Genomic DNA, 25,835 nt, shown 5'->3' with positions numbered 1-25,835 from the left:
AGGAGTTTGGTTGGGGCGGCAGGATTCGAACCTGCGCATGACGGGATCAAAACCCGTTGCCTTACCGCTTGGCTACGCCCCAATACCGTTTTCAGGCAAGAACGGTTTTCTTTATAACGACTGAGACTGGCTTGAAAAGCCTTGATTTTTAAAATTTTTCTTTCTGCCACTAAAAAATGGGAACTTCTTCCTAAAGGATCTCGATTATGGCTATTCTGATAACGGGCATTGCTGGCTTTATTGGCAGCTCTGCTGCCAAAGCGCTTTTACAAAGAGGCGAAGAGCTGATCGGAATAGACAATCTGAATGATTATTATGATCCAGAATTAAAGAAGCACCGCCTTGCCGAAATCGAAAAGATAGCCAATGGCAAACTCCATTTTTTTGAAGTCGATTTTTCAGATGCCCATCAATTAAATAATATCCTTAAAAAATATGACTTCGATCGGATTATCCATCTAGGTGCCCAAGCTGGTGTCAGATATTCGCTCCTTAATCCGGCGGCCTATGGCAATTCCAATCTGATCGGCCATCTCAATATCCTTGAAATAGCAAGGCAGCGAAAGGTCAGGCATATGGTTTATGCCTCATCTTCTTCGGTTTATGGCAATCGTTCTCCCCTGCCCTTTAACATCGATAGCCATCCCGATTATCCGGTATCGCTTTATGCTGCGACAAAACGGGCTGGCGAAATGATCAGCGAAAGCTACGCCTATCTTTATCGCATTCCCCTAACCGGCATCCGTTTTTTTACGGTGTATGGCCCTTGGGGGCGGCCTGATATGGCGATGTGGATTTTTACCCAGCGTATTCTAAATCAAAAGCCCATTATGCTTTTCAATAATGGCAATATGCTGCGGGATTTTACCTATATTGATGATGCTGTCGCGGGTCTAATTTCGGCCTTAGATCACCCCCCAAAAGATAACAACGAGATCAAATCCGGTGGCAGTCTCAATCCCCATAATCTCTACAATATCGGCAACAATCATCCCGAGACCTTAAGCTATCTTGTTGAACGGCTAGAACAGGCTTGCGGGTGCCAAGCCATAACCGAATTAAAACCAATGCAAGCGGGAGATGTCCCTGCCACCTATGCCGATATCGAAACATCCAAACGTGATTTGGACTTCTCGCCCAAGATTTCTTTAGATGTCGGGACACATCACTTTGTGACATGGTTTCGGCGCTATATAGCTATTTAATGCCAATCTTGTCACAAATTCAAAATAACCCAGCATCAAAAAAGTAGGCTTTGCTTTTCCAAACTGCCATATATCTTTCAAGTCCGGTATTTTATCTATTTTTCAAAGGTGTGGCCTGATGAAAGAGGCGTTTTCTTCGCCAGCAGATTCCCTTCTGTTTTTAAGAGAACCTGAAATAAGGCGCGGTATCGAACTCCTTTATTTCGGATATTCGACAATTTATCAGTCCATTGATAGCTTGCTCACAAAAAACAGATTGGGACAGGCGCATTACCGTTCCCTTTATTTCATTGCCAGAAAACCGGATATTTCAGTCGGTGAATTGCTGCGCCTGCTGAATATTACCAAACAATCTTTGGGGCGTGTCATTCATGACTTGGAAGAAAAAGAACTGATTGTCATACGGCAAGGCGAACGGGATCGCCGCTGTCGGCTGCTTAAATTAACAGCATCAGGTTCGGCTTTGGAAGGTCAACTTTTCGGCCTTATCCGCGACAAAATGGCAAAAGCCTATGCCAAAAGTGGCGCCGATGCTGTCACCGGATTTTGGCAGTTATTAGAAAATCTATTGTCGGTAGAAACCAAAATTCTGCTTTAACCCTTCGCGTACGCGACTAAAGACAAGGAAATAACGATGCGGCAGGGTTTTCGGGGCGAAATAGTTTCCCTGACAGACGATCCGTCTTTTTATGGCGACAAGGCGATCTCTCATCAGAAAGACGGGATTATTGTCGTTGAAAATGGCTTGGTCATTGCGCGGGATAGCACCGAAATCATCACTGAAAAATTTCCTGATCTGACAATTGCCGATTATTCGGGCTATCTGATCATGCCCGGTTTTGTTGACAGCCATATCCATTATTCACAGGTAGATTGCATCGCCGCAGGGGGCGAAACTTTACTGGGATGGCTTGAGAAAAAGGTTTTCCCGACTGAAGAGAAATTTTCGGACAAGGCCTATTCAGAAGCTACAGCAGATTTCTTTTTAAAAGAATGCCTGCGGAGTGGCACAACCTCGGCGCTTGTTTTTGCAACCTCTTATCCACAATCGGTAGAAGCGCTTTATAATGCCGCCTTAAAAGCCGATATGCGGGTCATCGCCGGAAAAGTGTTGATGGATTTGGCGCCGAAATCTCTGGCTGACCACACGCATGGCGGACTTCGGGAAAGCGAAGCGTTAATTCAACAATGGCAAGGCCATGGCCGCTTGGGATATGCGGTCACGCCTCGTTTTGCTCTCACTTCATCTTCGGAACAACTCGTTGGTGCGGGTAAAATACTAAACGAATATCCCGATATTCTAATGCAAACCCATCTTGCCGAAACAGAAGCGGAATGCGCCGCCGTAAAAGAACGCTTTCCAACATCACGTGACTATCTCGAAGTCTATGACAACTTTGGGTTGCTTACAAAAAGAAGCGTTTTTGCCCATTGCCTTTATCTATCCAATTCCGGTTTTGAACGCTTGGCCAAGGCCGGTGCCGGAATTGCATTTTGCCCGACATCGAATTTATTCTTGGGTTCTGGATTATTTGATTTTGCGAAAGCCAACCAACATCGCATTACTATCGGTCTGGGCAGTGATGTCGGCGCAGGCACCAGCTTTTCACTATTAGCAACCATGTCCGAAGCCTATAAAGTCTGCCGATTACAGAATTACAATCTTGATCCCTTCCATGCACTTTATCTGGCAACATTAGCCGGAGCGCGCCTTTTAGGCATTGATCGCTATGTTGGATCATTGGAAGTCGGACAGGAAGCCGATTTTATATTGGTCGATCCAGCGGCGACGCCTTTACTTGCCCGCCGAACCAAGGATGCGCCTTTATCCGAAAAGCTCTTCGCTATAGAAATAATGGGGGATGATCGGGCGATTGCCGCTACCTATATCAAAGGTAAACAGGCTTTTCGTCAGGCCGGCACCCCCCATTTATAGATTACTGTATCGGACAGGTCGTGGCGGTCGTCGGATCTAAATCCAGACAACGCCCATCGACATCCCCTTTTTTTAACGGAATTTGTAATAGGGCGGCCAAAGTTGGCATGATATCGACGGTTTCTATGGGCATTGGCTGTTCGAAGCCCGTCACATGTGGGGTATAAAATATGATCGGCACCCGACGATCATAATCCCAAGGTGAACCATGCGTAGCCACCACTTTTCCGTATTCGTCTGCTTTGGCAATCGGCGTGACACGGGGCTTTAATAAAACAATCAGATCGCCGGAACGTAACGGGTCAAAAGAGGCCTTTGCCCGTTCAGCAAGGCTCCATAATTCCGGTGAACGTGTCGGTTGCGGGAAATGGCTTAATTCTGTTGCTGTAAAAACAGCAGCGACCTGCGGATGCGCGGTTAATTCAGATTTAGCAGCATTGATAAGCTGTTCTCTTGTTTGCTGCGGTAAGTCGCGATTAACATACCAATCGCCCTGTGGCTCAATGGCAAAAAACAGCGGTTGATTAGTGGTTAAATGAAACTGTTCAGCCAATCGGGCAGACACAACATTCGGCGATAAGGCAGGGTCAACCCGTTGCGCCGTTGGAATACCGCGTAAATTTGCTCGTTCTGGAACATCCAACCCACCATGATCGGCGGTCAGAACGAGAACATAGGATACGCCGTTACGATCTAAAGCCGTAATGATTTTCGCAATATTGCTATCCAGACCAGTCATCTGGGTGCACATTTCAGCCCCTTCTGTGCCGAAAGTATGTCCTATAGCATCCGTACCAGAAAGGCTGATCGTCAATAAATCAGGGGCATTACCATGTCCCAATTGCAATTCATCAATCAGACCAACGGCTATATCGGTTGTTGTCCGATCATAGTCGGGCGTCAGGCGAAAGCCTTTGTAATCACTCGCTTTCCGTGAAGCAGGTGCTAAGCCAATAACATTATTACTGCCAAGTTTCAGGGCGGCCGCATGATCGGCACAAACCGATGGCATAACCGGCGTTTCGTCCTGCAGCATCAGCTGGGCGACCTGCTCATTCACCGATTTTACACTGGCCGGCATAGCAACCTTGTGATCGGGCAGCGTTTTATAGGCATCGTTTGACCAGAACCATATCTGGTCAGTCATATGGCCGCCCATCATGATGGCGGCACGGTCTTTACCCGCAACAGATATAACTCGACTATGCGGGTTCGCCTTTTTCATCCGGTCGCCTAAAGTCGGCACCTTCAGATATTGGACAGAAGGCTGATAATTCTGGGCATCGGGTGAGTTTGCGGGATCTTCGCTGCAATAAACGGCCTTATTTGCCCGTTTGATAGAAAAGTCATACCAGCTATTCGAAATAATGCCGGTTCTGGCCGGATGGTCGCCAGTTAATAAAACAGAATGTCCGGGACAGGTCTCGGTTGCCGCATGGCTGTGATAGGCCATGGGATAAACAACACCATTTTGTAATTGCTTCATACCCAAATGGAAACGATTGCGATATTCTGAGAACAAATCAGCTGAAAATTGATCAACCGAAATGGCAACAACAAGGCGGGTTCCACTCCACGGGTCATGTGGCGTGCCAGACAGTGCAGCTACGCCATCGGCTTCCTTGTGGGTATCCGTAGGTTGCGCCGCCGCAAGGGTTGCTGTTGAAAGGCTACTCGCGGTTATCGCTATCGTAAAAGAAAAAGACAGATAATGACGTATCCGCTTTAGAACTGAATATGGAAGCAATGACTTGTCCCTTTATAAAGGTCTGGGAATAACGACTAATATCATTTCAATATGACATTTAGATATATGATAATGCATATCACAATATAAATAATAAAATTACCAACGTGGGATGTATTTAAAATAAAATTATTATAAATTGATATTTTAAATTAAACTTAAAGCAGCTATTTTTACTGAATCAAGATATCAATCATTAAATTATGTTATAATCTATTGCATAATAAGTCTTATTACAAACAATTAAATATCAAAAAAACACAAAAAATAGTCACAAAATTAAAAAGACTTACACTATTATGCAAATAAATTTATTATAATAACCTATTGTTTTATACTAATAAAAAGCTGTTATTCTTTTTATTGTTTAACTGACAAAATTTCGTCTAACCTCTTTTTATAGAGGAATATAAAGAGGGATATCATGACCGCTTATGCCGAAAATATAACAGAAAGACCGGTTTCGGTGCCTTTTGAAAAAAAATCGACTTTTTCAAATCTTAAACCTCAACCGGCAGATTCCCTTTTGGAATTGATCGCCCTTTGTCGTGAAGACAACCGCGAAAATAAAATTGACGTCGGGGTTGGGGTTTTTTGCGACGATCAAGGGCACACGCCTGTTATGCAAGCGGTTAAAGCTGCAGAAATTCAGCTTATCCATGAACAGAAAACCAAATCATATCTCGGATCAGCCGGTGATATCGGTTTTTTCCAGAAATTGATTCCGGTCGTTTTTGGGGATGATTTTAACGATCATGACCGACTTTGCGGCTTACAAACACCGGGTGGCACGGGCGCGTTACGACTGGCCTTTGATCTTATTCACGCGGCCAACCCCGATGCTGGTATTCATTATGGTCAGCCGACATGGGTCAACCATCTCCAAATCATCACCGACACCGGCTTACGTAGTTTTAGTCATCCTTTTTACGATAGCCAAAAACGTCAGATTGATTTTGATTCTGTTCTCGATGACTTGAAACAGGTCAAATCGGGCGATGTCGTCTTACTGCATGGCTGTTGCCATAACCCGACCGGATGTGATTTCACCTTCGATCAGTGGAAAGCGCTGACCGCAGTTATCAGCGAAAACGGCTTACTGCCTGTCATTGATCTTGCCTATCAGGGGCTTGGCGATGGCCTAGATGAAGATGTCGCGGGGATGCGCTGGTTAAGCCAGCATGTCGAAGAGATGATTGTGACCTATTCTTGTGACAAGAATTTTGGTCTCTATCGCGAAAGAACCGGCGCGATTTTTGTGTTATCGCGCAATGCCGAAAGCAGTAAGACCATCCGGTCTAATTTAATCGCTTCAACCAGAACGCATTGGTCTATGCCGCCTGATCATGGTGCCGCAGCCGTACGGATTATTCTTGAAAACGATCCGCTGCGCGAATCTTGGCGTACAGAATTAAAAGCCATGCAAAAACGGATTAGCGGTATTCGCCAATATCTCGCCAAGGCAGACGACTATTTTACGCCACTGTTACAGCAAAAAGGCATGTTTTCGATATTACCGCTTGCATCTGAACAGATTAAGCGGCTGCGTATTGAAAATGCGATTTATATGGCGCCCTCAGGCCGCATCAATGTGGCGGGCTTAACGCCGGCAACCCTTGATCCCTTTGTTGCGGCGATCAAAGCCATTCTCTAAATTCTTGTCAGAAAGCCCTTCCGATTCAACATCAGGAAGGGCTTTTTTATCAACGCGCCAAAATTGATCTTACTTTTTCTCTCGATAAGACAAATCCGACCCCAACCAATAAAAATCCGGTCAGATGCATCCAGCCCAGCCGCTCGCCCAGCAGAGGCACCGCGATCAAGCTACCGAAAACCGGCATCAAATAGAGAAAAATGCTGGCTCGGCTGGCTCCGATAATATGGACGCCCCGATTAAAGAATAAAAACGCAAAAATCGACGGGCCAACCGCCAGATAGAGAATGGCTGATAAAACATGAAAATCATGGAAAGGCAGCCCTACCCCATAAGGAATCTGGAAAGGCAACAATACAAGCGAAGCTGCAACAAAACAGGCAAACAACAGAACCAACGGGCTCGTTGGTGGTTTATGGCGCAAAACCGTCGCGTATAAAGCCTGACATAACATGGTTCCCGTCAAAAGCAGACAACCGCCTATTGTCGATGCCGCGCCCCCACTGCCTTTGGCCGCAATCACACAAAGAATACCGGCAAAAGCAAAAAACATCGCAATAATGCGTTTTAAGCTAGGCTTTTCCCCATAAAGGCCAAAGGTAAAAAGCAAGATAACCACAGGTGTTGCAGACTGAATCAGCAAAGCAACCGTGGCGCCGGTGCTATGTAATCCATAATAGGCCAATGTATTGGAACCCGCCTGTCCAGTAGCCCCAAGCAACAAGATAATCGGCCAATGTCGAAGAATAACCCGCCACTCTTTTTTCAAAGAAGACCACACAAAAGGCAAAAGGATGCACGCCGCCACAGCCCAGCGCCAAAACGATAAACTGACGGGTGGCATAGTGGACGGAATAATACGTCCAATAACAAAATTACTAGCCCACATAAGAACAGCCAGAGATAGTGTTATCCATGCATTATTCCACAACCGGTTCATGAAATATCCCCTCACTTGAATTTTGAATATATTAGACTGTAACCCACTATAATTGATATAATATTATTTTAAATAAAAATATTATTATAATTTAAATGTGAAATAAAAATTCAAATTCCAGAAAGCTATAATTATCTAAACCAATAAAATGGATAACTGTTTGTGACGCTGTTTCTATAGAGAAAAAAAGCAGCGAGAACTTTTTATTTTTTGGAAAAGAAAACGCCGCTTCTGCGTTCAAATCACTATAAAAGATAAAAAGAGCAGAAAGGAAGACAGATGAAACTGTATGACTATAGCGGGGCTTCCAACCCGCGTCGGGTTCGGATTTTTATCGCAGAAAAAAAGATTGATATCGAAACCCTGCAAGTTGACCTTCCCTCGGGACAGCAATTTTCTGAAGAATATCGCAAAATAAACCCCTATTGTGTTGTGCCTACTCTTTTGTTGGATGACGGCACCCCTTTAGGGGAAGTGCCTGTTATCTGCCGTTATCTGGAAGAAATATATCCCGATCCACCCTTAATTGGTCGTACCGCGGAAGAACGCGCTATTGTTGGAATGTGGGAAAGACGGATTGAATTGGACGGCTATTTTTCTGTTGTCGATGCGACCCGCAATAGCAATAGCAATCTGAAAGGCCATGCCTTGGCAGGCCCCGATAGCTATCAACAGATTCCAGAACTGGCGGAACGCGGTAAAAAACGGACACTTCGCTTTTTTGAAGATCTCGATGGTTATCTGCAAAAACAGGCTTATGCTGCGGGTGATCATTTCTCTATGGCAGATATCACAGCCATTGTTGCGATTGATCTTGCTAAAAAACGCCTTGATATCGAACCAGATACCAAGCTGAAAGCCTTGCATCGCTGGTATGAAGAGGTTTCTGCCCGTCCTAGTATGAAGGCTTGATAACAAAATCAAATGACTCGAAACGGCACAGCTTTCTGTGCCGTTTTTTTACATTCATCCCTATTCCGAATCTTTCTGATATTACAAATATTATTATATAAATTTAAAATACAATAAATATTGATATATTTTTATAATACAACTCCAACAAAAATAACATTTTTCCACATCGAACTTTCCTACAGTCGCTCTTGTTGATATTTTTAGAACATAACAAGAACAAAAAGGAATGTTATCATGAGGAATTCTGAAAAGGCATTTACTTCTAAAAACGCATTGCCTTCAAACACACAAAAAAACGCGGAAGCGGCCCTTTTTCAACAACCGGAAAACCGGTTTGAATATGGCGTTACCGCGAAAAAACAAAAATTATCACATCAGAAAATCGAAAGCTCTGCTGCCAATTATCTAAGGCGGAAAGGTTATGTGCCGGTTTGTCATGCCAATATCGTGGATATGACTTTTTCTAGGGATGTCTGGTTGGTTGGGCAGCATGTCGTATCAACCGAAGATATGCTGGAAATGGCAAGTATGCACGGATTCCAGACGGGTTCTATCCAATAGCTCGGGTTTAGCACCGGCAACTGACACCCATCAGCCCGCCATAATAACTTTAAAACAGGCAATAGAATATCTTCATAACCTGTTGTTTTATTTATATTTCAGGATAGTTCGATGATTTTCAAAATGACCAGACATCGCCTTCAGATGCTGTCATTGACAAGTGGTAATAGTTTCCCATGATGACAGCTGCTGATTTTATCCGTTGGTATATCCAGCATTGGGAAGGACAATTATCTCTCGATCCGAAAGATCGAGGAAACTGGTGGAAAGGCCAGTTAGTAGGTTCAAAATACGGTATCACGGCGGCTGCACTTTCGCTTGAAAGGCAGAACACCAATATTACCGCAGCGGATATGTCCAACCTGACAGAAGACGAAGCGGTCTCGATCGGTCTTTCCCAATATTATCATGATTCCGGCATGGATAAACTCCCATGGAATCATGTCACCGCTTCGGTTCTTGATAAAGCATGGGGATCGGGACCCAAAACAGCGATCCGGCTTTTACAAGGGCTTATTGGTGTTTCACCTGATGGTATCATTGGCGATGATACCGTCAAAGCCTATCAAAACTGGATACAAAAAACAGGCGAGGCTCAAGCCGCCATTATATGGGCAAAAACTCGGGAAAATTTTGATTTATCCCTTCATCAGCCCCGATTTTTGAAAGGATGGAATAATCGCACAACCAGTTATCTTCCTGACAGCCAATGGTGGTCTGCCATGACCTAAAAAGAACAAAACATGAACAAATTGGAGAAAAACAATGAGGCGTTTTTATACAGTCATACACTGGATAGAAGGCCGTTTGAGAGAACGCACAACATGGGGAGGCCTGCTTATCGTCGTCGGCACTTTGCTGGGACATGATATGGGGTGGATTAACAATATGGCTCAAGGGATTGGGATGGCCACCTTTGGGGGAACTTTGATTTCATTTAGCAATCAAAACGACAAAAACCTTCAGATCGAAAACAAGGGCTGCCATGACTGAACTGCTGCCCGTCATTTGGTCTTTTATAAAAGGCTCATGGAAACCCATACTTGCCGTATCGGCCATTCTTTTGGCGATAGGCCTGATCCATCACGATGGATATCGTCGGGGCAAACGCCATGAACAGGCCAAATATGAAAAAGCCTTATCCACATCCCAAAAACAGGCCGGTCTTGCACAACAACAAATAGATGATTTGACTCAAAAAATGAGCCTCATCCAACAAAGTCAGACCGACAAAATAAGGAATGTTCAAGAAAATGCGCAAAAAACGGCATCGCAGCCCGTTTATACTGCTGTCTGTGGCAATGCTGATGCTTCCGGCTTGCTCGACGACGCGCGTCGTGCAGCCAATGCCGAGCTTGCCAGCCAATCTAATGACGCCGCCGCCACAGCTTCCAGCCTTCCCTCGCAATCCCGATAACAATATGACGGCTGCCCAGTGGCTTCAGGGCAGCATCAATCTTTACGAAACAGCCGGTAGCATCCGGTTGCAATTATTAGCATTACAACAGGCTGTTCAGGCAGAAAATAAAACCACTGCTCAAAAATAGCCGGAATATTTACTTGTTCGCACAATAGACTGCGCGGGCGATGGCTCGCGTTACACAGTCGGCGGCAGCAGAACCGATACGTGCCAATTGTATATTAGCATCATTCCCCTGACCGATGGAAACTGCACCGGAAGAAAGCGCAAATAAGGTATCACCATCAAAAGGTGTATGCACCGGCCTAACAGCTCGCGCGAAACCATCCTGTGCCATAATCGCTAATCTTTTGGTTTGATTTCGATCGAGTTCTGCTGTCGTTGCGACCACTGCCAACATAGTATTGGCTCCACCTTTTAAGCGGGAAGTGTTGAAAATCCGGCTAGTATCAGGAAATGGGTCATTATAATGCATCAGCCTGATATCAGGCCTATGTCCCCCGAACTCCTGTTCTATTTCAAAAGGCCATGCCCAAAAGCTTTGATTATCAGCCATATAGGGGGAGCCCACTGGATTGGCCGCTACCAAAGCCCCAACAACCAGCCCATCACCTAAATCCAAAGAGGCTGAGCCAAGACCACCCCTGACCGTGCCCGCCATAGCGCCATAGCCGGCCCCCGCCTTTCCCAAAGAAAAAGAAGAAGAGGTCTGCTGCAAGGCCGATTTCCCTAATTGATAATAAGGTGGCCTTTCGCCCCAATCCTTTTTCCCGCCATTGGCAAGATCATAAAGCACCGCTGCCGGTATGATCGGGACAGGATTATGGTTACTATTAAGGTCTAACCCCTTCCCTGCATTGGATAAAGCCACCGTCACCGCATCCGCCGCAGCCAAACCAAAGACAGAACCACCTGTTAAAACAATGGCATGCACCCCGCCGACCAGATTTTCGGGATCAAGAACAGCACTTTCGCGCCCCCCAGGACCTCCACCGCGAATATCAACCGCAGCCGTCCACAAAGAAGGGCAAGTCAGAACAGTCACACCGGTTTTTGCAATCGGGTCTTCTGCCTGTCCAACCAAAAGGCCTTCAACATCAGTAATAAGGTTAAGGTAACCGGTCTTGGGTGAAGATATCTGTTTCAAGAAAGCCTGCTATTCAAGTGATGAGAGGTGGTCGTTATAATAATGGGTAATGATCTACCATCAAAACCAAAAGTCACCGAAAGAAAGGGTCGTTACTCTTTTTATTTGGATTACCAATTTCCCTTTCTATCGCCTATAGTCTGATCCTGAAAAGAAGGTTGGCTATGAAAAATATGATCGATCATCATCTTTTGCTTAGTGCGTATGCGACTGGCATTTTTCCTATGTCTGACAGTCGGGAAACAGATGAAGTCTATTGGGTTGAACCTAAAAAACGGGGTATCTTACCCCTTGATCATTTTCATCTCTCGCGGTCATTAGCCAAGGTCATCCGCTCTGATCGCTTTTCAGTGACCGCTGATCGTGATTTTGAAGCCGTTATTGATCTTTGCGCGGAACCGACCGAAGAGAGACCAGATAGCTGGATCAATCCGCCAATCCGCGCTGCCTATTGCTTGCTGCATCGGCTGGGATACGCCCATTCGGTAGAATGTTGGCAGGATGGCCGCTTGGTCGGGGGGCTTTATGGTGTCAGATTAGGCTATGCCTTCTTTGGCGAAAGCATGTTTAGTCGGGTCAGCAACGCTTCAAAGGTGGCCTTGGCTTGGCTCGTCGCCCGATTAAAAGCAGGCGGATTTACGCTTCTCGATTGTCAATTCATCACCGACCATTTGGCTTCAATGGGCGCGGTCGAAATAAAAGAGAAGAATATTTAGAACGCCTAAGACCTGCCGTTTCTGGATATTTTGCAAATAAGAAATCTGGTAATTGGGGTGCGTTGGATAGTATTCCGCCCCTATCAAAAGATCACATCATCTCTAAAGATGAGTATCAATCCCGCTTTTCGGGAGAGGCCACTTTAGCTTTGGCAGAGGGTGAAGATTTGACAGGCGCCGCCGCCGGAGCTGGTTCTTTTTCCTTGCTGCGTCCAGATGGTGCCCGCATCGTGCAGCTTTTAGGCCAGACATCATAATTAGGGCTTTCGATTACATTCAAAGATGGCGCTTCTTTATACAGCCATCCTGAAAATATCTTCTGCCAGCGGTGGTTATATTTCAAACTTTCCACTTGTACGAAAGCACCGGTTAAATGCTCGGCTTCCCAAGGCATCGTTTCTTCGCAAGCTTCAAGCTTGATAATGATATCGGGAAAATGGGTCATTTCACCGGTATGCAAGATGATATCCTGCCATTCGCCGGTTTTCTTATTTAACACGCCCAAAACCGCCACTCTTTGCGACATGGGCAAAACCCCTTTTTCTGTCGGGGCTGTCGTCGTATATTCGGATTTATCCGCTACTGATTTATCATCATTTTCACCCGAAACGACTTCATTCTCTGTTTTCGAAGACGAAGCCGATTTTTCATCACGAGAAGAAAAGTCGAGCCATTCAGGGCGATTTTTTTAATATCCCACAAAATACCTCCTGAAAGCAGAATAACTGCAATCAGAAGGACAATCATCGCACCACGCTTCATGAATTTTTGTCGGCAGCTTGTCCCGAGGCGTCATTCTGTGCCGGTTTCGAGCCATTATTACCGTTTAAATAATGACCAATCAGCCCCATCAGATTAACCGAGCCTTGGGTATCAATAATGGTATCACCTTCTTTTAGATGCTTGTCCGAACCGCCTGGGATAAGGGCGATATAAGAGCCACTCATCAAACCATCAGAGGTGATGGCCGCGCTACTGTCAGAAGGAAGCGGGATCGCCGGATCTAAAGCCAAATTAACCATGACTTGATAGCTCTGCGGATCAAGCTGTTCATCAAGAACGCTACCAATTTTTACACCAGCAACCCTAACCTCTGTGCCGGAATTGATGCCGCCAGCATTAGGGAACAAAGCCTTCACATGAACAGCATGGGCAGTGACACCGCCGCCGGTCTTGTTCCAAGCGTAATAGGCGAAACAAATCGTCGCAATGACAATAAAAAGGCCGGTTAGCGCCTCTGCACTATATTCACGCAAAGTGTTTTTCATCAGGCGATTATATCTCTTTTATATCATTCAACCAAAGGACGTTTTACTGCTTATAGACCTAATAGAAATCCTTAAAAGACGAATTTCAAGGTTAAGTCATATAAAAAATCTTAAAGGTGATATGCCAATGGAGCGGTATATTTCCACTAAGAATTACTTAAAAAAACAAGGATAAATCAAATAAATTTTTATTATCCTTTTTAATTTTATTGACAAAAGATAAAATATTTTCTCTATATAAAATATGGCGCAGTAGCCTAGACGGGAGGCCAAGTTACCCGATACTGAGAGTATCGAAGAGCAGAAAGGGTGACGCCTTATTCTGTACGCTGTCTGCGGACGTATGATTAGATTAGGGCCTCTCGTCGATTTCTTATGGAAAAAGCAATTAAATTAGAGATAAAAAGACTTTGTCGCAAAAAACAACAAAAGAATAACACCATCCAAGCTAAAAAAAATCAATATAGAGAAAAATTTAAAAAGCGGACAGGTATACAAGGGAAACTACCGCAAGATAAAAATCCTTATCTAAATAATCATTTTGACCCCGCTCACTGTGCTCGACATTCAAATATTATAGCAAGAACGATATGGAAAAAAGTCTGTACTAATACATATCGACCTATTCCGGCTATTAAACATCAAATTCCAAAACCAAATGGTGGGGTTAGAGAAATAATGGCCTTCTCCATCCCTGACTCTGCATTGGCAAATGTTATTTTTCGAAATATTCGGGACAGAAATGTAAAAAAATTATCACCATTTTCTTATGCATATGATCCCAGAAAAAATTTATTTGACGCTATTTTAGCTTTAAAAAGCGGCATTAACTACAAAAGACTATTTTCTGTTCAAATTGACTTTCAAAATTACTTTGATTCAATTCCCACTAAATATATGAATCGTCTTTTAGATGATCGTGAATTGGTCGCAACTACACCTCACGAGCGCTTTGTCTTGAAAGAATTTATGCGACATCAATTTGCAGACAGACTTAATTATCAAAATCAAAAATTTTCAAGAAGACATAGAGGCACTCCTCAAGGTTCATCTATTTCTCTTTTTCTAGCAAATTTAGCAAACCATGAACTAGATATGGCACTAGAACGAAAATCAGGAAAATTTGTTCGGTATGCCGATGACGTCGTTGCACTTTGCTCTTCTTATGCAGAAGCTGAGCAGATTGAAGAAACATTTATAGGACATTGCAAGAATAGTGGATTAATAATTAACGAAAAAAAATCTCCAGGAATAGCTTTAATAAAAAAATAAAGCTGAAATAAGAAATTATTCTAAAATAGATTATCTTGGATACAGCTTTACAAAAGAAGGCCTTAAAATTCCAAAATATGTTCATGATCGTATAATCACTAAAATGTCCCGTCTAATACAAGTATATCTTTTACACTATCCTAGAAAAATTGGGTTCGAACGATCTAGGTGTCGTGCAGTAGGTCAAACGTATGATTGGGATCTCTTAGGGCTTATACTTGAGTTGAGAGGCTATCTCTATGGCGGATTAGAAGAACAAGAAATTGACGGCTTTCTTAAGAGCAGTAAAAAACTTCATAAGATGAAAGGTCTTATGGGATTCTACGCTCTACTTGAAGATGTAGAAACATTAAAACAGTTGGATAGCTGGCTAATTGTTAATTTGCATCTTGCTATGAAAAAAAGACGCAAAATTCTTTGCGAAAAACATGGCAAGGTTGCTCTCGTGCCTTCAATAGAAGATCTTATTACAGGTCGATGGCTTGATAAAAAAGCTTGGGACGATGAAAATTGTCCAGACCCAAAGTTGCCAAGTTTTGTCCGCGGGTGGCGCGCTGCACGTAAATACTACTATACATTTGGCTTAGAAAGCATTGAACCCCCACAATATTCATATTAATTATATAAATTAATTTATATAATTAATATGATAAAGGTATTTTTCTACTTAATTACTATGTCTTCTCTCAGAAGATGGGCGGATAAACCCTTTTCACCTTCTTTCAAACAAGCATAAAGCTGTTTGCCTGCTTCGAATTTTTTAATACCAGCGGTGTGAAAAGTCTCTGCATGGACAGAAATATCCTGTTCATCCGTCATTCTGGTTAAAAAACCATAGCCTTTGGTGCGGTTAAACCATTTTATCGTCACCTGTTCAAATACCTCCCCGTCATTTTCAGGCGGTGTCGGTACAGCTTCCTCAACAGGCTTTGAATTAGGCTTTATTTCTTTATTTTTTTCAAAAGAAAGAATTTTATGAGCCTTCAATCCTTGGCGGCTTTTTTTAGCCAGACATTTTACCCATGTGCCTTCGGGTAAAAAGCGTTTCCCATATTCTTCTAACACGGAAAAATGCAGTAAAATGTCCCCCTCACCTTTTGATCCGATTAAAAAACCGAACCCCTTGGCGATATCAAACCACTTCACATAGCCTGTTATAAAAACATCTTCAGGGTTTTGATTGAAAACAGGCATGTCGATCTGTTTTTCTATAGTAGAAATACGCTGTATATTGGGCATTCTCCTCCTCCTCGCAATCAAGGTAGCATGGAGCAAGAAAGAAAAAAGTAATTTATAGTATAAATACTCATGAAAAATATTGACGCTTTCATAAAAAATGAAAGACGTCTTTTCTAAAAGCTTCAAAATAAAACAAAAATTTTAGATTGGCATAAAAAAAGCTGCCCGAAGGCAGCTTTTCTATTTTTTATTTTTCGGTGAAGGCACCGTGGCAATGCTTGTAACGTTTGCCAGATCCACAAGGACAAGGCGCGTTACGGCTTATTTTTCCAACCCAATGGGCAGGGTCAGCATCGGACAGGGAATCAGTCTGGGCGGCAGCCCCTTGTTGCGCTGCAACTTGGTTGACCATAATTTGATCATCCGGTGCCTGATTTTGACTATCAACCGTTGTTTCAAAAAGCATTTTCTCCTGCTCGTTCAAAGCCGCCATAAGTTCAGGAGAATTTTTGAAAAATTCTGGTAATTCCGACAATTCCAAGGATGGTTGATAAATCTCGACCCGATGAAGATTTCTGGTCACATCTTCCCGAATAGCCAACAGCATCCGCTCAAATAAAGCAAAGGCTTCATGCTTATATTCGTTGATCGGCGTTTGTTGAGCATAAGCGCGCAGGTGGATGATCTGGCGCAAGCTGTCCAAAACAGAAAGATGTTCTTTCCAATGGTGATCGATCGCCTGAAGCAAGGTATTCTTTTGAATACCCGCCCATTGATCGGCCGGAATATCTTTAATCCGGTCAGCTAAGGCCTGATCGGTCAGTTCAAAAATACGGTCAGCGACGATTTCGGTGTCGATGCCTTCCTCTTCCTGCCATTCTTGCACTGGCAGATCGAGGTTAAGAATATCGAGCGCCTTTTCTTTTAACTGTTCGATATCCCATTGTTCGACATACTGACCTTCGGGGCAAGTTTCTGCTACCAAAGCGCCAATGGTTTCTTCCCGCATTTCTTCAACAAGATCGTTAACCGATTCCGCATCCATCACGGTCGCGCGTTGCTCGTAGATAACTTTCCGCTGTTCATTCATCACATCGTCATATTCGACGACCTGTTTACGAATATCATAATTGCGAGCTTCGACTTTTCTTTGCGCGGTTTCGATAGCCTTTGACATGATCGGGCTAACAATTGCTTCACCATCAGCCAAACTTTTGTTCATCATTTTCGAGAACATGGTTTGCGAACCGAAAATACGCAAAAGATCATCATCAAGGCTGAGGTAGAAACGGCTCAATCCGGGGTCACCTTGACGACCCGAACGGCCACGCAACTGGTTATCGATCCGGCGGCTTTCATGACGTTCTGTTCCCAAAACGAACAAGCCACCCGCCTCGATAACTTTTTGCTTTTCTTCTTCTACTTCTTTTTTAATGCGGAGGATCGCAGCATCGCGTTCTGCTCCTTCTTCCATATCGCGCAATTCATCGGCAATACGGAAATCAACATTACCACCCAACTGAATATCGGTTCCACGGCCAGCCATATTGGTTGCAATGGTTACCGCGCCCAATCGTCCGGCCTGTGCCACGATATGGGCTTCCATTTCATGGTAACGCGCATTCAAAACTTTATGCGGCACGCCTTCATGATGCAGATATTCGGAAAGAAGCTCTGATTTCTCGATCGAAACCGTACCAACCAAGATCGGCTGACCACTGGTGGCATGCTCTTTAATCGATTTGGCAATTGCGCGGAATTTATCTTCCAGATTTTTATAGAACTGGTCGTTTTCGTCTTTCCGCTGCACCGGAAGATTGGTCGGGATCGTCACGACATTCATCTTGTAAATCTGATGAAATTCGGTCGCTTCGGTCGCCGCCGTTCCCGTCATACCGGCAATACGCGGATAAAGTCGGAAATAATTCTGGAAAGTAATCGACGCCAAGGTCTGGTTTTCGGGTTCAATCTGAACGCCTTCTTTGGCTTCGATGGCCTGATGCAGACCTTCTGACCAACGGCGACCATCCATCATGCGTCCCGTGAATTCGTCAATGATAACGACTTTGTTATTTCTGACCAGATAATCGACATCCCGCCGGAACATCAAATTCGCTCTCAATGCCTGATTGAGGTGATGGACAATCTGGGTATTTTCAAAGTCGTAAAGATTGCCTTCCAGCAAAAGGCCATCGGTTCTCAAAAGCTGTTCTGCCCGTTCTGTCCCGTCTTCGGTCAGAACGACATTTTTCTGCTTCTCATCGATTTCGTAATCATCAGCATTCAGCTTTTTCACGACCTGATCGATCGCGATATACAAATCGGATTTATCGTCGGTCGGGCCTGAAATAATAAGCGGCGTCCGCGCTTCATCAATCAGGATAGAGTCAACTTCATCAATAATGGCATAGTTGAAAGGCCGCTGAACCATCTGCGACCGCGAATATTTCATATTATCACGCAGATAATCGAAACCCAATTCGTTGTTGGTCGCATAGGTAATATCAGCCAAATAGGCCTGACGGCGTTCTTCGTCTGAAATATTCGGCATAACCACGCCGACAGTCAAACCGAGGAAGCGATAAACCTGCCCCATCTGTTCGGCATCGCGTTTTGCCAGATAATCATTCACCGTTACAACGTGAACACCTTTGCTATCCAAGGCATTCAGATAACAAGCCAAGGTCGCAACCAGCGTTTTACCTTCACCCGTCCGCATTTCTGCGATTTCACCACGATGAAGAACGATACCACCGATAATTTGGACGTCGTAGTGACGCTGTCCCAAGGTTCTCTTCGAGGCTTCCCTGACGGTCGCAAAGGCTTCCGGCAGGAGCATGTCGAGCGTCTCCCCCTTGGCCAATCTTTCCCTAAACAGAAGCGTTTGTCGGGCAAGCCCTTCATCATCAAGCGCAGAAACGCTCGGTTCAAAACTGTTTACTTTTTCAACAATACGGCGCAGGGATTTGATATAACGATCATTAGCAGAGCCGAATAAAGCCTTGGCAATAGCGCCGAACATGGACAGTCCCTAACAATTTCAAAATATGCGGTGAACGAAGTGAACCGGCAAGGGTTCACCTTTTAAGCTGATAAGTTGAAAAGAAGATAGGTCGCCGCCTTGGTAACGTCAATCATCCCCTCCCCCCATTACAAACAATGCCTCTTTTCTCTTACCCTGTCGATTTTTCTGATGAGCGGTCAGATTATATGAGAGATCAGGGTGGCCAAGAGTGTTTCAGCAGTCTTAATGCTATTTAATCTTTTTTTCGAGCTTTTTATATCTTTCTTTAACGAATAAACACGCATCGTTATAGTGATGATACACTATCAAGCCGTATCAACAAACCGGCCAGTCTATTGTGATTGAAGGATCTTTTTGTATGATCGCCAATATTTCACCGCTTGCGCCCAGCTATATACCCGAACTACCGGCCATAGACGGGATTACATTACGAACGGTCTGCGCCGGTTATAAAAATTGGCAACGCAATGATCTCAGCCTGTTTCTTTTCCAAAAAGACACTGTCGTCGCCGGTCTGACGACGCAATCAGCCTGCCCTTCACCAGAAGTAGAATGGTGCCGCGCGGCTTTGAAAAAAGGAAAAGCACGGGCTCTGGTCGTTAATGCCGGAAATTCTAACGCTTTCACGGGGCATAAGGGACGCGAAGCGGTTGCTGCCATTACGGCGCGTGTTGCCGATCATTTAAACTGCGCCTTACATGAAGTTTTTGTTTCTTCAACCGGCGTTATCGGCGTTCCCTTGCCGATTGATACGGCTTGTGCAGGTCTAGAAAAAGCCTTTTCGGCAGAAGACGTTAACTGGGAACATATGGCTAATGCCATCATGACGACGGATACTTTCCCAAAAGTCTCTCGTCAGGAAATCACCATTCAAGGCAAAGCGGTCAAATTGGTCGGCATTATTAAAGGTTCCGGCATGATTGCGCCCGATATGGCAACCATGCTGGGCTATATTTTTACGGATGCTGCCGTTTCTCCTGAATTCCTGCAACAGATGCTGACCAAAGCTAACAAAAAAAGCTTTTCTTGCATTACGGTTGATAGTGACACGTCAACTTCGGATACGGTTTTGGCTTTTGCAACTGGAGCCGCAGGTAATCCTGTGCTGTCTTCTTCCAAAGACAAAGATGCAGACCAGCTCCAAAAAGCGATCACGGCCATCTGCCTTGATCTGGCACAACAGGTTGTCAGAGATGGTGAAGGTGCCAGCAAATTTATCAGCGTAACCGTAACCGGTGCGGCTTCTGACGAAAGCGCCCATATCATCGCGCGTTCAATCGCTAACTCTCCATTGGTGAAAACCGCCATGGCCGGAGAAGATGCAAATTGGGGACGCGTCGTTATGGCTGTCGGTAAAGCGGGGCAGCCCGCCGAACGGGATTTACTGTCTATTCGTTTCGGCGGCATCGAAGTGGCAGCCAAAGGTATGGTTGTTCCCGATTATGACGAAGCACCCGTGGCTTCACATTTAAAAGGCAAAGAAATCGACATCTCGGTTGATATCGGTTTGGGTCAAGGCAAAGCCCAACTTTGGACTTGTGACCTCACGCATGGTTATATTTCAATCAACGCCGATTACCGGAGCTAATTCTAGGGGGACGCTGTTTTTAAACAGCGTCCTTTGCCTATTTTATACCGACAAGTGTAACCAGTCTTTGCGTTTCTTCTTTCCTCAACCATGTCAAAGATTGCGGTGGCAAAAAATGAGGACGGACAACCGCCATTTGCTCAAGGCCAATGGGTTCTATTTTTTGGTGATCTCTTAACAAAAAAGCGATCGCCTTATCTGTACCTTCAAAATAATCGCGATATTGCTTTTCAGATAAGAAGGCTTCTTTTCCGTATTTTTGCCAAAGCTGATCGACATTTCCTGTATCGATCGCCTCAAGATAAGTAAAACCGATCACCGATTTGATCGGACGGGTCGCATAAATCCATATTCGTGCCGATAAAGCCGGAATCGGTATTCGCCGCCGAAATTCGACTGTTTTTGTGCCCGCAACAATGGCTTCGGCAAATTCCGGCCACAGCGAAATAACCGCTTCATTCCGATCATAGATATCTGTCATTTTTTAGCTCATCCTTCACATATTAGGCAATGACAGATAGGATTAATTCCTAATTTTGGGGTGCCATCGTGGGAGTCTTTTTTGCTGTTGTTGGCTGCCCCATCGCGATTTTACGCCGCCCTGCTCTATTTATAATAATGGGCGTTGTGGGCGCAACTTTGTCTTTTATTGGATTTTCCGTCGCGACAGATGCCGCTACCGGCGTTTTTTCGGCAGTGCTGGATGCAAGAGACGCAATTGGCTCAAAAGCACCCAGTTCATGACGCAAGCTTTCGGGAATAGCGGTGTTGTCATAGGGCTGCTGGATAGGACTATTCTTGGCAAGGCCTTGGCGGCAAGTGCCATAAATCTGGGGACGACCATTCAGCATCAAATAGTGATCCAAACTATTGGTGGCTGTCGTAATTGCGGTCTCGTCACCATTCGCCAAAGCTGCCATCGCCAGACTATGCGCCAGCAAAGCATCTTCAGCTTTGGAACTGCGGTTTAAGATATAAGCGGCCTGATTAAAATCCTGTGCCGTATGCAGTTTGCCTTGAGAAATGATATCCTTCACCCTCTGCAAACGCGCGGCTCCAGCAATCTCTTCATTCGGCGATTTTGAAGACTGAACTTCACGATAAATCCTGATAATTTCCGTGTTCGGCGGCAATTCTGGCCGATCTATTGTATAGACGTGATTGATATCCCAGTTCAGCGTAAAAGGTGCCCGACTATTGGTTCTAGTAATCGGCCAGCGGATACCGGCTATATCCAGAATATTCAAAGAAGCGCTGTCGTTATTATCAAGCCGCATTTCGATATCATGGCGTGCACCTAACCCGTCACGGGTCGAAAAAAACAGATGATCGTCAAACAATCGACTGGCGACAATTTCTTCCCTGACCAAAGGACCATGCACATTGGTGAAAGCCTTGGTCGTAATATCCAGATGAGGATGGCTGAGAAAACCACCAAAGGGATTACGACTGTTATGAGTCTGCTCTATTTCGATTTCGATGACTGTTTTTCCGCCACTGGTCACCGCCCAGCCGCCGACATAATCAATCGCCCGATGCGTTTTTTCGACATCGCCCGATACGGCAACCGGCATGACATCGCCTTGATCCGATTGCGCATAAAGCGGGCAAGTCACAAAAACAGTAGATAAAAACAAAGAAAGGAGAGAAAAATTCTTCATTTTCAACAGACGATCCTCTTTCTAGCTGGATAGAGATATATGTGCCGAACAACATCCATATTCAACAAAAACGATATTGTTTTACCTTATCTAAAAGTATGCATTAAATATCTTGAATCAGTACACATAATAATAAATGAGGTCTGACCGTGAAATTGAGACATTTGACCCTTTTTGCACTTTTAACCGCGACCCCACTTTGGGCAAAACAGGCATCCAATGTCTTGAACCTACAACAACGATCATATCGTTATTTATGCGATAACAAGAAAAACGTTACCGTACATTATATCACCACAGAAGATCGGAAGAAAAAATCATCTGTCTCTTTTCTGTACATCGACCTTGATAATCAAAGCTACGGCTTAACAGAAGCAGTTTCTGCCAGCGGTGCGCGCTATGTCGGCCATCATGGAACGGATTTATCGCATGGTCTTGTCTGGTGGGAAAAAGGCAACTCGGCATCGCTTTATAGCTTTGCAGGCGATGATGCTCAAAATACCCATGTCATTTACCAAGACTGTCGTCTTTTAAAAAGACATTAGGCATCAAGAAGAAACGCGGTTCCGACCTTCGTTCTTCGCCATATAAAGTCTTTCATCAGCCCGTTCGAGTAAAGAATTGGCCGTATCATCGTTCTTCATCAAGGCGACCCCGATGCTAACGGTAACGGGGATTTCGCGTCCTTGGTATGAAACCGGCTTTTCAGAAATGGCGTTACCGATACGCAAGGCAACATTGCGGGTTGTCTCCATATCGGCCTTGGGCAGCATAATAACGAATTCTTCGCCCCCATAGCGGGCAGCTAAATCATTTTGACGAATATTTTCGGTAATTTTCTCAGCAATATATTGGATGACCGAATCCCCAGCCAAATGACCTTCTTTGTCATTTATCTTTTTAAAGAAATCGATATCCAAAATAAAAATAGAAAATTGGTCTTTAGTTGTATGGAATTCTTCGCAATATCGTTCAAAAATTTCTGTAAAAGCGCGCCTATTAAGAAGGCCTGTTAATTCATCTGTATTTGCTAACTTTTTTAAACGCTGATTGGTTTCTTCTAATTCCTGTGTTTTATTGGCAATCATTTGGCGCAATTTTCTGATCTGGTTTGAAACAAGATCATAAAGAAGCAGGCCAATGGCGATCAAAAAGGCAATTTTGACAAAACGATATTCATACCATCTATATGCGACATTTACTGGAAATCTTGTTTCCAGAATAGGCCGGTCTACCCCTGGGATAGAGGCACGAAGCGCAAAAACGAAATGCCCTGCCGGTAAACGGGAATAGATTACAAAAGGAATACTGCCTGCCGGTAAGGTGATCCAGTCAGAATCCTGCCCCAAAAGGCGATAGCTATAACGAATTTGCCTTGTAAAACCGTAATCCAAAAGCGAAAATCGCAGCAGCAAATTGGTAACATGAGATGACAGATTCAGCGTCTGCCCTGCCGTTGGCAGCTTGCCATAAGGTAATTCTTGTCCGTTAATTCTGATATTGGTTAAGGCTAAACGGGCTTTAGGTTCTGGTACGATATCAGGCCGAAATTCGGCAGGTATAACCGTCAAACCATTCGAACCACCCAGCAATATTTCCCCATCCGCGCCGATAGCGGCACTATGCGGATAATAGATCATTTTCTCGTCATCTATCCGACGGCTTATTCTGTCTATTTTTTTCGTTTCGGGGTCGATAGTCGCTAATTTACTGCTGCCAACGATCCATAAACGGTTGCGGGTGTCATTGATTAAGCTTTGAATCGTCTCACAAAACACGTCATTTCGCGGCATAGAAACAAGAGAAAAGATACCTTTCTTTTCTTCAAGAAGGGCGCCCCTGATGCCAATCCAAAGCTTATCTCCGACAGAACGGAGCGCGGCAATATAATCATTAGGAATGGTGTTAATATTGTCGTTGCGATGCAGGATATTATGAAATTTCTTTTCGTCTACTTTGTAAAAGCTAAGACCCTTCGCGGTTCCAATCGCCAAGATGCCATTCGGTTTAAAGGATAAGTCCAGTATCCGGTTATTAGAAAGACTGTTCTTGTCACTATTGGTATGAGTTAAGTGCTCGGTCTTGTTCGTTTTTATATGATAAATAAACAGCCCTTCGGGTGTGCCGATATAAACGGCACCGTCTTTATATAGCAGATTGGTAACGATCAGATTTTCTGACAATCCCGGCACAGGATAAGGCGAAATACTGAGTTTATTCGGGTCAATTCGGCTTAATCCCTTTGATGCAGCCAGTATGGTTCCATCATCCAATTCGACAAGACTATGAATAGCTTCACCAGAAGCTAGCCCTTCTAATTTTAGATGTCGGATAGAACCCTGTTTTTTGTTTAACCAATCTACCTGACCATTACCAAGACCCAACCAGATCTGCTTATTTTGGGTCACTAAAATAGAAAAGACATTCCAATCCGCTAAAGACTTATTGCTCATGCCGTTATTATTAAAGGTAAAGATATGATCGTCTTCTTGGGTATAAAAGGCGACATTATCTCCTGTCGCGACCCAGATATTGCCCGTTTTTTCACGGAAAAAAGCCCGAACAGAGTCACTGCCCAAGCTTTCTGATGCGGCAACATTCCGGTGGATAAAGTTTATTTTTCCGGTTTTCTCATCCAGAGATAAGACCCCGCCGCCCCTCGTGCCAATCCATAAGGCCCCACCAAAGGTTTCCACAAAGTCATTGACCGAATGGTAGCGGATAAATGGGCTATCTTTCTGTAACGCTTCTGGCTGATGTAGCTTGCCATCCGCAGTCATATAGAAAACGCCGTTCGCCTCTGTTCCGATCCAAAGGCGACCTTTTGAATCGCGATAAAGCGCGCGAATCCCTTCCATGTCATTTTTAAAAAGGCTGTTTTTAAAGAGAAGCGTGGTAAATTTCTGGGTCTTAGCTGAATATTGGACTAGGCCATTATCGGTTCCCAATAAAAGCGAACCGTCTTCATCTTCCCATATCGCGCGTGTCTGGCTGGAACAGGTGTCATTATCCTGACAGAAGACAAAAAATTGTTTGGTATGTTTTAAATCAGCATCAATATGCGACAATCCGATATCAGATCCAATCCAATATCCGCCCTTTTTATCCGCCACGATAGAATAAATACGGCTCCCTAAATTCTGGTTTCCGGTTGAGGGATAAGGATAAAAATTATTATCCAGCGGATTAAATCGGACAACACCGGCCACATCCGTCCCGATCAGCAAACCACCGTCCGGTAAGGCAATCAGACTGTGAATAACGTTATCGGGTAAGCTTAGTTTCTGAGTTGGAGAATATCTAAGACTATCAGCATGTTGTCCGTCATAACGAATCAAACCGCTTCCCGCGGTTCCAAACCAAAGGAAGCCCTGCTTATCCTTGGTAATCGCCGATATATTGCTGTGTAAACTCTGGTTCCCATTGGAAATATCGACCGTCCGGATATAGACGGGCTGCCAATCCGCCCATGTGTCGGCGGCCTTCAGAGGTGTTATTCCCGCAAAAAATATTGTGATGCCTACGCAAAGTAAAAACAAACAAAGTTTTTGCAGAAAACAAGAAATATAGAACACACAGAAATCTTTTTAGCTTTTGGAAA

At 44.3% G+C, this 25,835-nt stretch carries 23 protein-coding genes, 1 tRNA gene and 2 pseudogenes; 15 read left to right on the top strand and 11 right to left on the bottom strand.

Annotation, left to right across the window (positions count from 1 at the left end):
- Positions 1-7: 7 nt before the first annotated feature.
- Positions 8-82, bottom strand: a tRNA-Gln gene (locus FBY58_RS04600).
- 124 nt (positions 83-206) lie between these two features.
- Here FBY58_RS04600 and FBY58_RS04595 point away from each other — a divergent pair.
- From FBY58_RS04595 to guaD, 3 genes are all read left to right on the top strand, one after another.
- Positions 207-1,205: an NAD-dependent epimerase/dehydratase family protein gene (locus FBY58_RS04595; protein ID WP_141919701.1), complete on the top strand. Its 999-nt coding sequence runs from the start codon at positions 207-209 to the stop codon at positions 1,203-1,205.
- Positions 1,206-1,323: 118 nt separating this feature from the next.
- The gene (locus tag FBY58_RS04590) at positions 1,324-1,803 is read left to right on the top strand and encodes a MarR family winged helix-turn-helix transcriptional regulator (RefSeq protein ID WP_141919700.1); all 480 of its coding nucleotides are present in this window, start codon (positions 1,324-1,326) and stop codon (positions 1,801-1,803) included.
- Positions 1,804-1,839: 36 nt separating this feature from the next.
- Complete coding sequence (gene guaD, locus FBY58_RS04585; protein ID WP_141919699.1) at positions 1,840-3,141, top strand: guanine deaminase; 1,302 nt, start codon at positions 1,840-1,842, stop codon at positions 3,139-3,141.
- Position 3,142: 1 nt separating this feature from the next.
- Here the strand turns inward: guaD and FBY58_RS04580 are convergent, their stop codons facing one another.
- Positions 3,143-4,888 (bottom strand): alkaline phosphatase family protein, encoded by a 1,746-nt coding sequence (locus FBY58_RS04580; RefSeq protein WP_260432109.1) that lies wholly within the window; start codon positions 4,886-4,888, stop codon positions 3,143-3,145.
- 424 nt (positions 4,889-5,312) lie between these two features.
- Here FBY58_RS04580 and FBY58_RS04575 point away from each other — a divergent pair, with 424 nt between their 5' ends.
- Complete coding sequence (locus FBY58_RS04575) at positions 5,313-6,542, top strand: amino acid aminotransferase (protein ID WP_141919698.1); 1,230 nt, start codon at positions 5,313-5,315, stop codon at positions 6,540-6,542.
- 49 nt (positions 6,543-6,591) lie between these two features.
- Here FBY58_RS04575 and FBY58_RS04570 read toward each other — a convergent pair whose 3' ends face one another.
- Positions 6,592-7,482, bottom strand: a complete 891-nt coding sequence (locus tag FBY58_RS04570; protein WP_141919697.1) for a DMT family transporter — start codon at positions 7,480-7,482, stop codon at positions 6,592-6,594.
- Positions 7,483-7,761: 279 nt separating this feature from the next.
- Here FBY58_RS04570 and FBY58_RS04565 point away from each other — a divergent pair, with 279 nt between their 5' ends.
- The 6 genes from FBY58_RS04565 to FBY58_RS09525 all read left to right on the top strand — a co-directional run bounded on the left by FBY58_RS04565 (position 7,762) and on the right by FBY58_RS09525 (position 10,505).
- The gene (locus tag FBY58_RS04565; protein WP_141919696.1) at positions 7,762-8,394 is read left to right on the top strand and encodes a glutathione S-transferase; all 633 of its coding nucleotides are present in this window, start codon (positions 7,762-7,764) and stop codon (positions 8,392-8,394) included.
- A gap of 237 nt (positions 8,395-8,631) precedes the next feature.
- Positions 8,632-8,958 carry a hypothetical protein gene (locus tag FBY58_RS04560; RefSeq protein WP_260432108.1) on the top strand — a complete coding sequence of 109 codons (327 nt, stop codon included), beginning with the start codon at positions 8,632-8,634 and terminating at the stop codon, positions 8,956-8,958.
- Between the two features lie 176 nt (positions 8,959-9,134).
- Positions 9,135-9,689, top strand: a complete 555-nt coding sequence (locus FBY58_RS04555; RefSeq protein ID WP_141919695.1) for a glycoside hydrolase family 108 protein — start codon at positions 9,135-9,137, stop codon at positions 9,687-9,689.
- 34 nt (positions 9,690-9,723) lie between these two features.
- Complete coding sequence (locus FBY58_RS04550; RefSeq protein WP_141919694.1) at positions 9,724-9,951, top strand: hypothetical protein; 228 nt, start codon at positions 9,724-9,726, stop codon at positions 9,949-9,951.
- On the top strand, positions 9,944-10,375 hold the full coding sequence (locus FBY58_RS04545; protein WP_141919693.1) for a hypothetical protein: 432 nt from the start codon (positions 9,944-9,946) through the stop codon (positions 10,373-10,375). Before FBY58_RS04550 ends, FBY58_RS04545 begins: the two co-directional genes overlap by 8 nt.
- Positions 10,376-10,379: 4 nt before the next feature.
- Positions 10,380-10,505: a hypothetical protein gene (locus tag FBY58_RS09525; protein WP_260432107.1), complete on the top strand. Its 126-nt coding sequence runs from the start codon at positions 10,380-10,382 to the stop codon at positions 10,503-10,505.
- Between the two features lie 9 nt (positions 10,506-10,514).
- On the opposite strand, the gene FBY58_RS04540 is transcribed toward FBY58_RS09525, so the two are convergent.
- Positions 10,515-11,525 carry a P1 family peptidase gene (locus FBY58_RS04540; protein WP_141919692.1) on the bottom strand — a complete coding sequence of 337 codons (1,011 nt, stop codon included), beginning with the start codon at positions 11,523-11,525 and terminating at the stop codon, positions 10,515-10,517.
- Between the two features lie 164 nt (positions 11,526-11,689).
- On the opposite strand from FBY58_RS04540, the pseudogene aat reads away from it, so the two are divergent.
- Positions 11,690-12,498: pseudogene (gene aat, locus FBY58_RS04535) on the top strand (leucyl/phenylalanyl-tRNA--protein transferase).
- Positions 12,499-12,533: 35 nt separating this feature from the next.
- Here the strand turns inward: aat and FBY58_RS09630 are convergent.
- Both FBY58_RS09630 and mlaD read right to left on the bottom strand, forming a co-directional pair.
- Positions 12,534-12,767 (bottom strand): annotated as a pseudogene (locus FBY58_RS09630) (DUF2155 domain-containing protein); the annotation flags it as partial.
- A 232-nt stretch (positions 12,768-12,999) separates the two neighbouring features.
- Complete coding sequence (mlaD, locus tag FBY58_RS04525; RefSeq protein ID WP_141919690.1) at positions 13,000-13,509, bottom strand: outer membrane lipid asymmetry maintenance protein MlaD; 510 nt, start codon at positions 13,507-13,509, stop codon at positions 13,000-13,002.
- Between the two features lie 375 nt (positions 13,510-13,884).
- Here mlaD and FBY58_RS04520 point away from each other — a divergent pair, with 375 nt between their 5' ends.
- Entirely contained in the window at positions 13,885-14,781 is an 897-nt protein-coding gene (locus FBY58_RS04520; RefSeq protein WP_141919689.1) for a reverse transcriptase domain-containing protein, read from the top strand.
- Positions 14,782-15,004: 223 nt separating this feature from the next.
- Positions 15,005-15,400 (top strand): hypothetical protein, encoded by a 396-nt coding sequence (locus FBY58_RS04515; RefSeq protein WP_141919688.1) that lies wholly within the window; start codon positions 15,005-15,007, stop codon positions 15,398-15,400.
- A 44-nt stretch (positions 15,401-15,444) separates the two neighbouring features.
- Here the strand turns inward: FBY58_RS04515 and FBY58_RS04510 are convergent, their stop codons facing one another.
- Together FBY58_RS04510 and secA are read right to left on the bottom strand one after the other, a co-directional pair.
- Complete coding sequence (locus tag FBY58_RS04510) at positions 15,445-16,146, bottom strand: cold-shock protein (RefSeq protein WP_260432105.1); 702 nt, start codon at positions 16,144-16,146, stop codon at positions 15,445-15,447.
- Positions 16,147-16,207: 61 nt separating this feature from the next.
- Positions 16,208-18,982, bottom strand: a complete 2,775-nt coding sequence (gene secA / locus FBY58_RS04505) for a preprotein translocase subunit SecA (protein ID WP_141919687.1) — start codon at positions 18,980-18,982, stop codon at positions 16,208-16,210.
- A 361-nt stretch (positions 18,983-19,343) separates the two neighbouring features.
- On the opposite strand from secA, the gene argJ reads away from it, so the two are divergent.
- A complete protein-coding gene (argJ, locus tag FBY58_RS04500; protein ID WP_141919686.1) occupies positions 19,344-20,573 on the top strand; it encodes a bifunctional glutamate N-acetyltransferase/amino-acid acetyltransferase ArgJ in 1,230 nt (409 codons plus the stop codon).
- Positions 20,574-20,610: 37 nt separating this feature from the next.
- On the opposite strand, the gene FBY58_RS04495 is transcribed toward argJ, so the two are convergent.
- Together FBY58_RS04495 and FBY58_RS04490 are read right to left on the bottom strand one after the other, a co-directional pair.
- On the bottom strand, positions 20,611-21,054 hold the full coding sequence (locus tag FBY58_RS04495; protein ID WP_141919685.1) for an ASCH domain-containing protein: 444 nt from the start codon (positions 21,052-21,054) through the stop codon (positions 20,611-20,613).
- 49 nt (positions 21,055-21,103) lie between these two features.
- Entirely contained in the window at positions 21,104-22,234 is a 1,131-nt protein-coding gene (locus FBY58_RS04490; RefSeq protein ID WP_141919684.1) for a hypothetical protein, read from the bottom strand.
- 149 nt (positions 22,235-22,383) lie between these two features.
- Here FBY58_RS04490 and FBY58_RS04485 point away from each other — a divergent pair, with 149 nt between their 5' ends.
- Positions 22,384-22,779, top strand: a complete 396-nt coding sequence (locus FBY58_RS04485) for an MliC family protein (protein ID WP_141919683.1) — start codon at positions 22,384-22,386, stop codon at positions 22,777-22,779.
- Positions 22,780-22,782: 3 nt separating this feature from the next.
- Here FBY58_RS04485 and FBY58_RS04480 read toward each other — a convergent pair whose 3' ends face one another.
- A complete protein-coding gene (locus tag FBY58_RS04480) occupies positions 22,783-25,809 on the bottom strand; it encodes a ligand-binding sensor domain-containing diguanylate cyclase (protein WP_141919682.1) in 3,027 nt (1,008 codons plus the stop codon).
- Between the last annotated feature and the right edge of the window lie 26 nt (positions 25,810-25,835).

Source organism: Zymomonas mobilis (assembly GCF_006715975.1).
Taxonomy (GTDB): domain Bacteria; phylum Pseudomonadota; class Alphaproteobacteria; order Sphingomonadales; family Sphingomonadaceae; genus Zymomonas; species Zymomonas mobilis_B.
The sequence above is the reverse complement of the archived record's forward strand: the minus strand, read 5'-3'. Positions and strand labels throughout refer to the sequence as shown.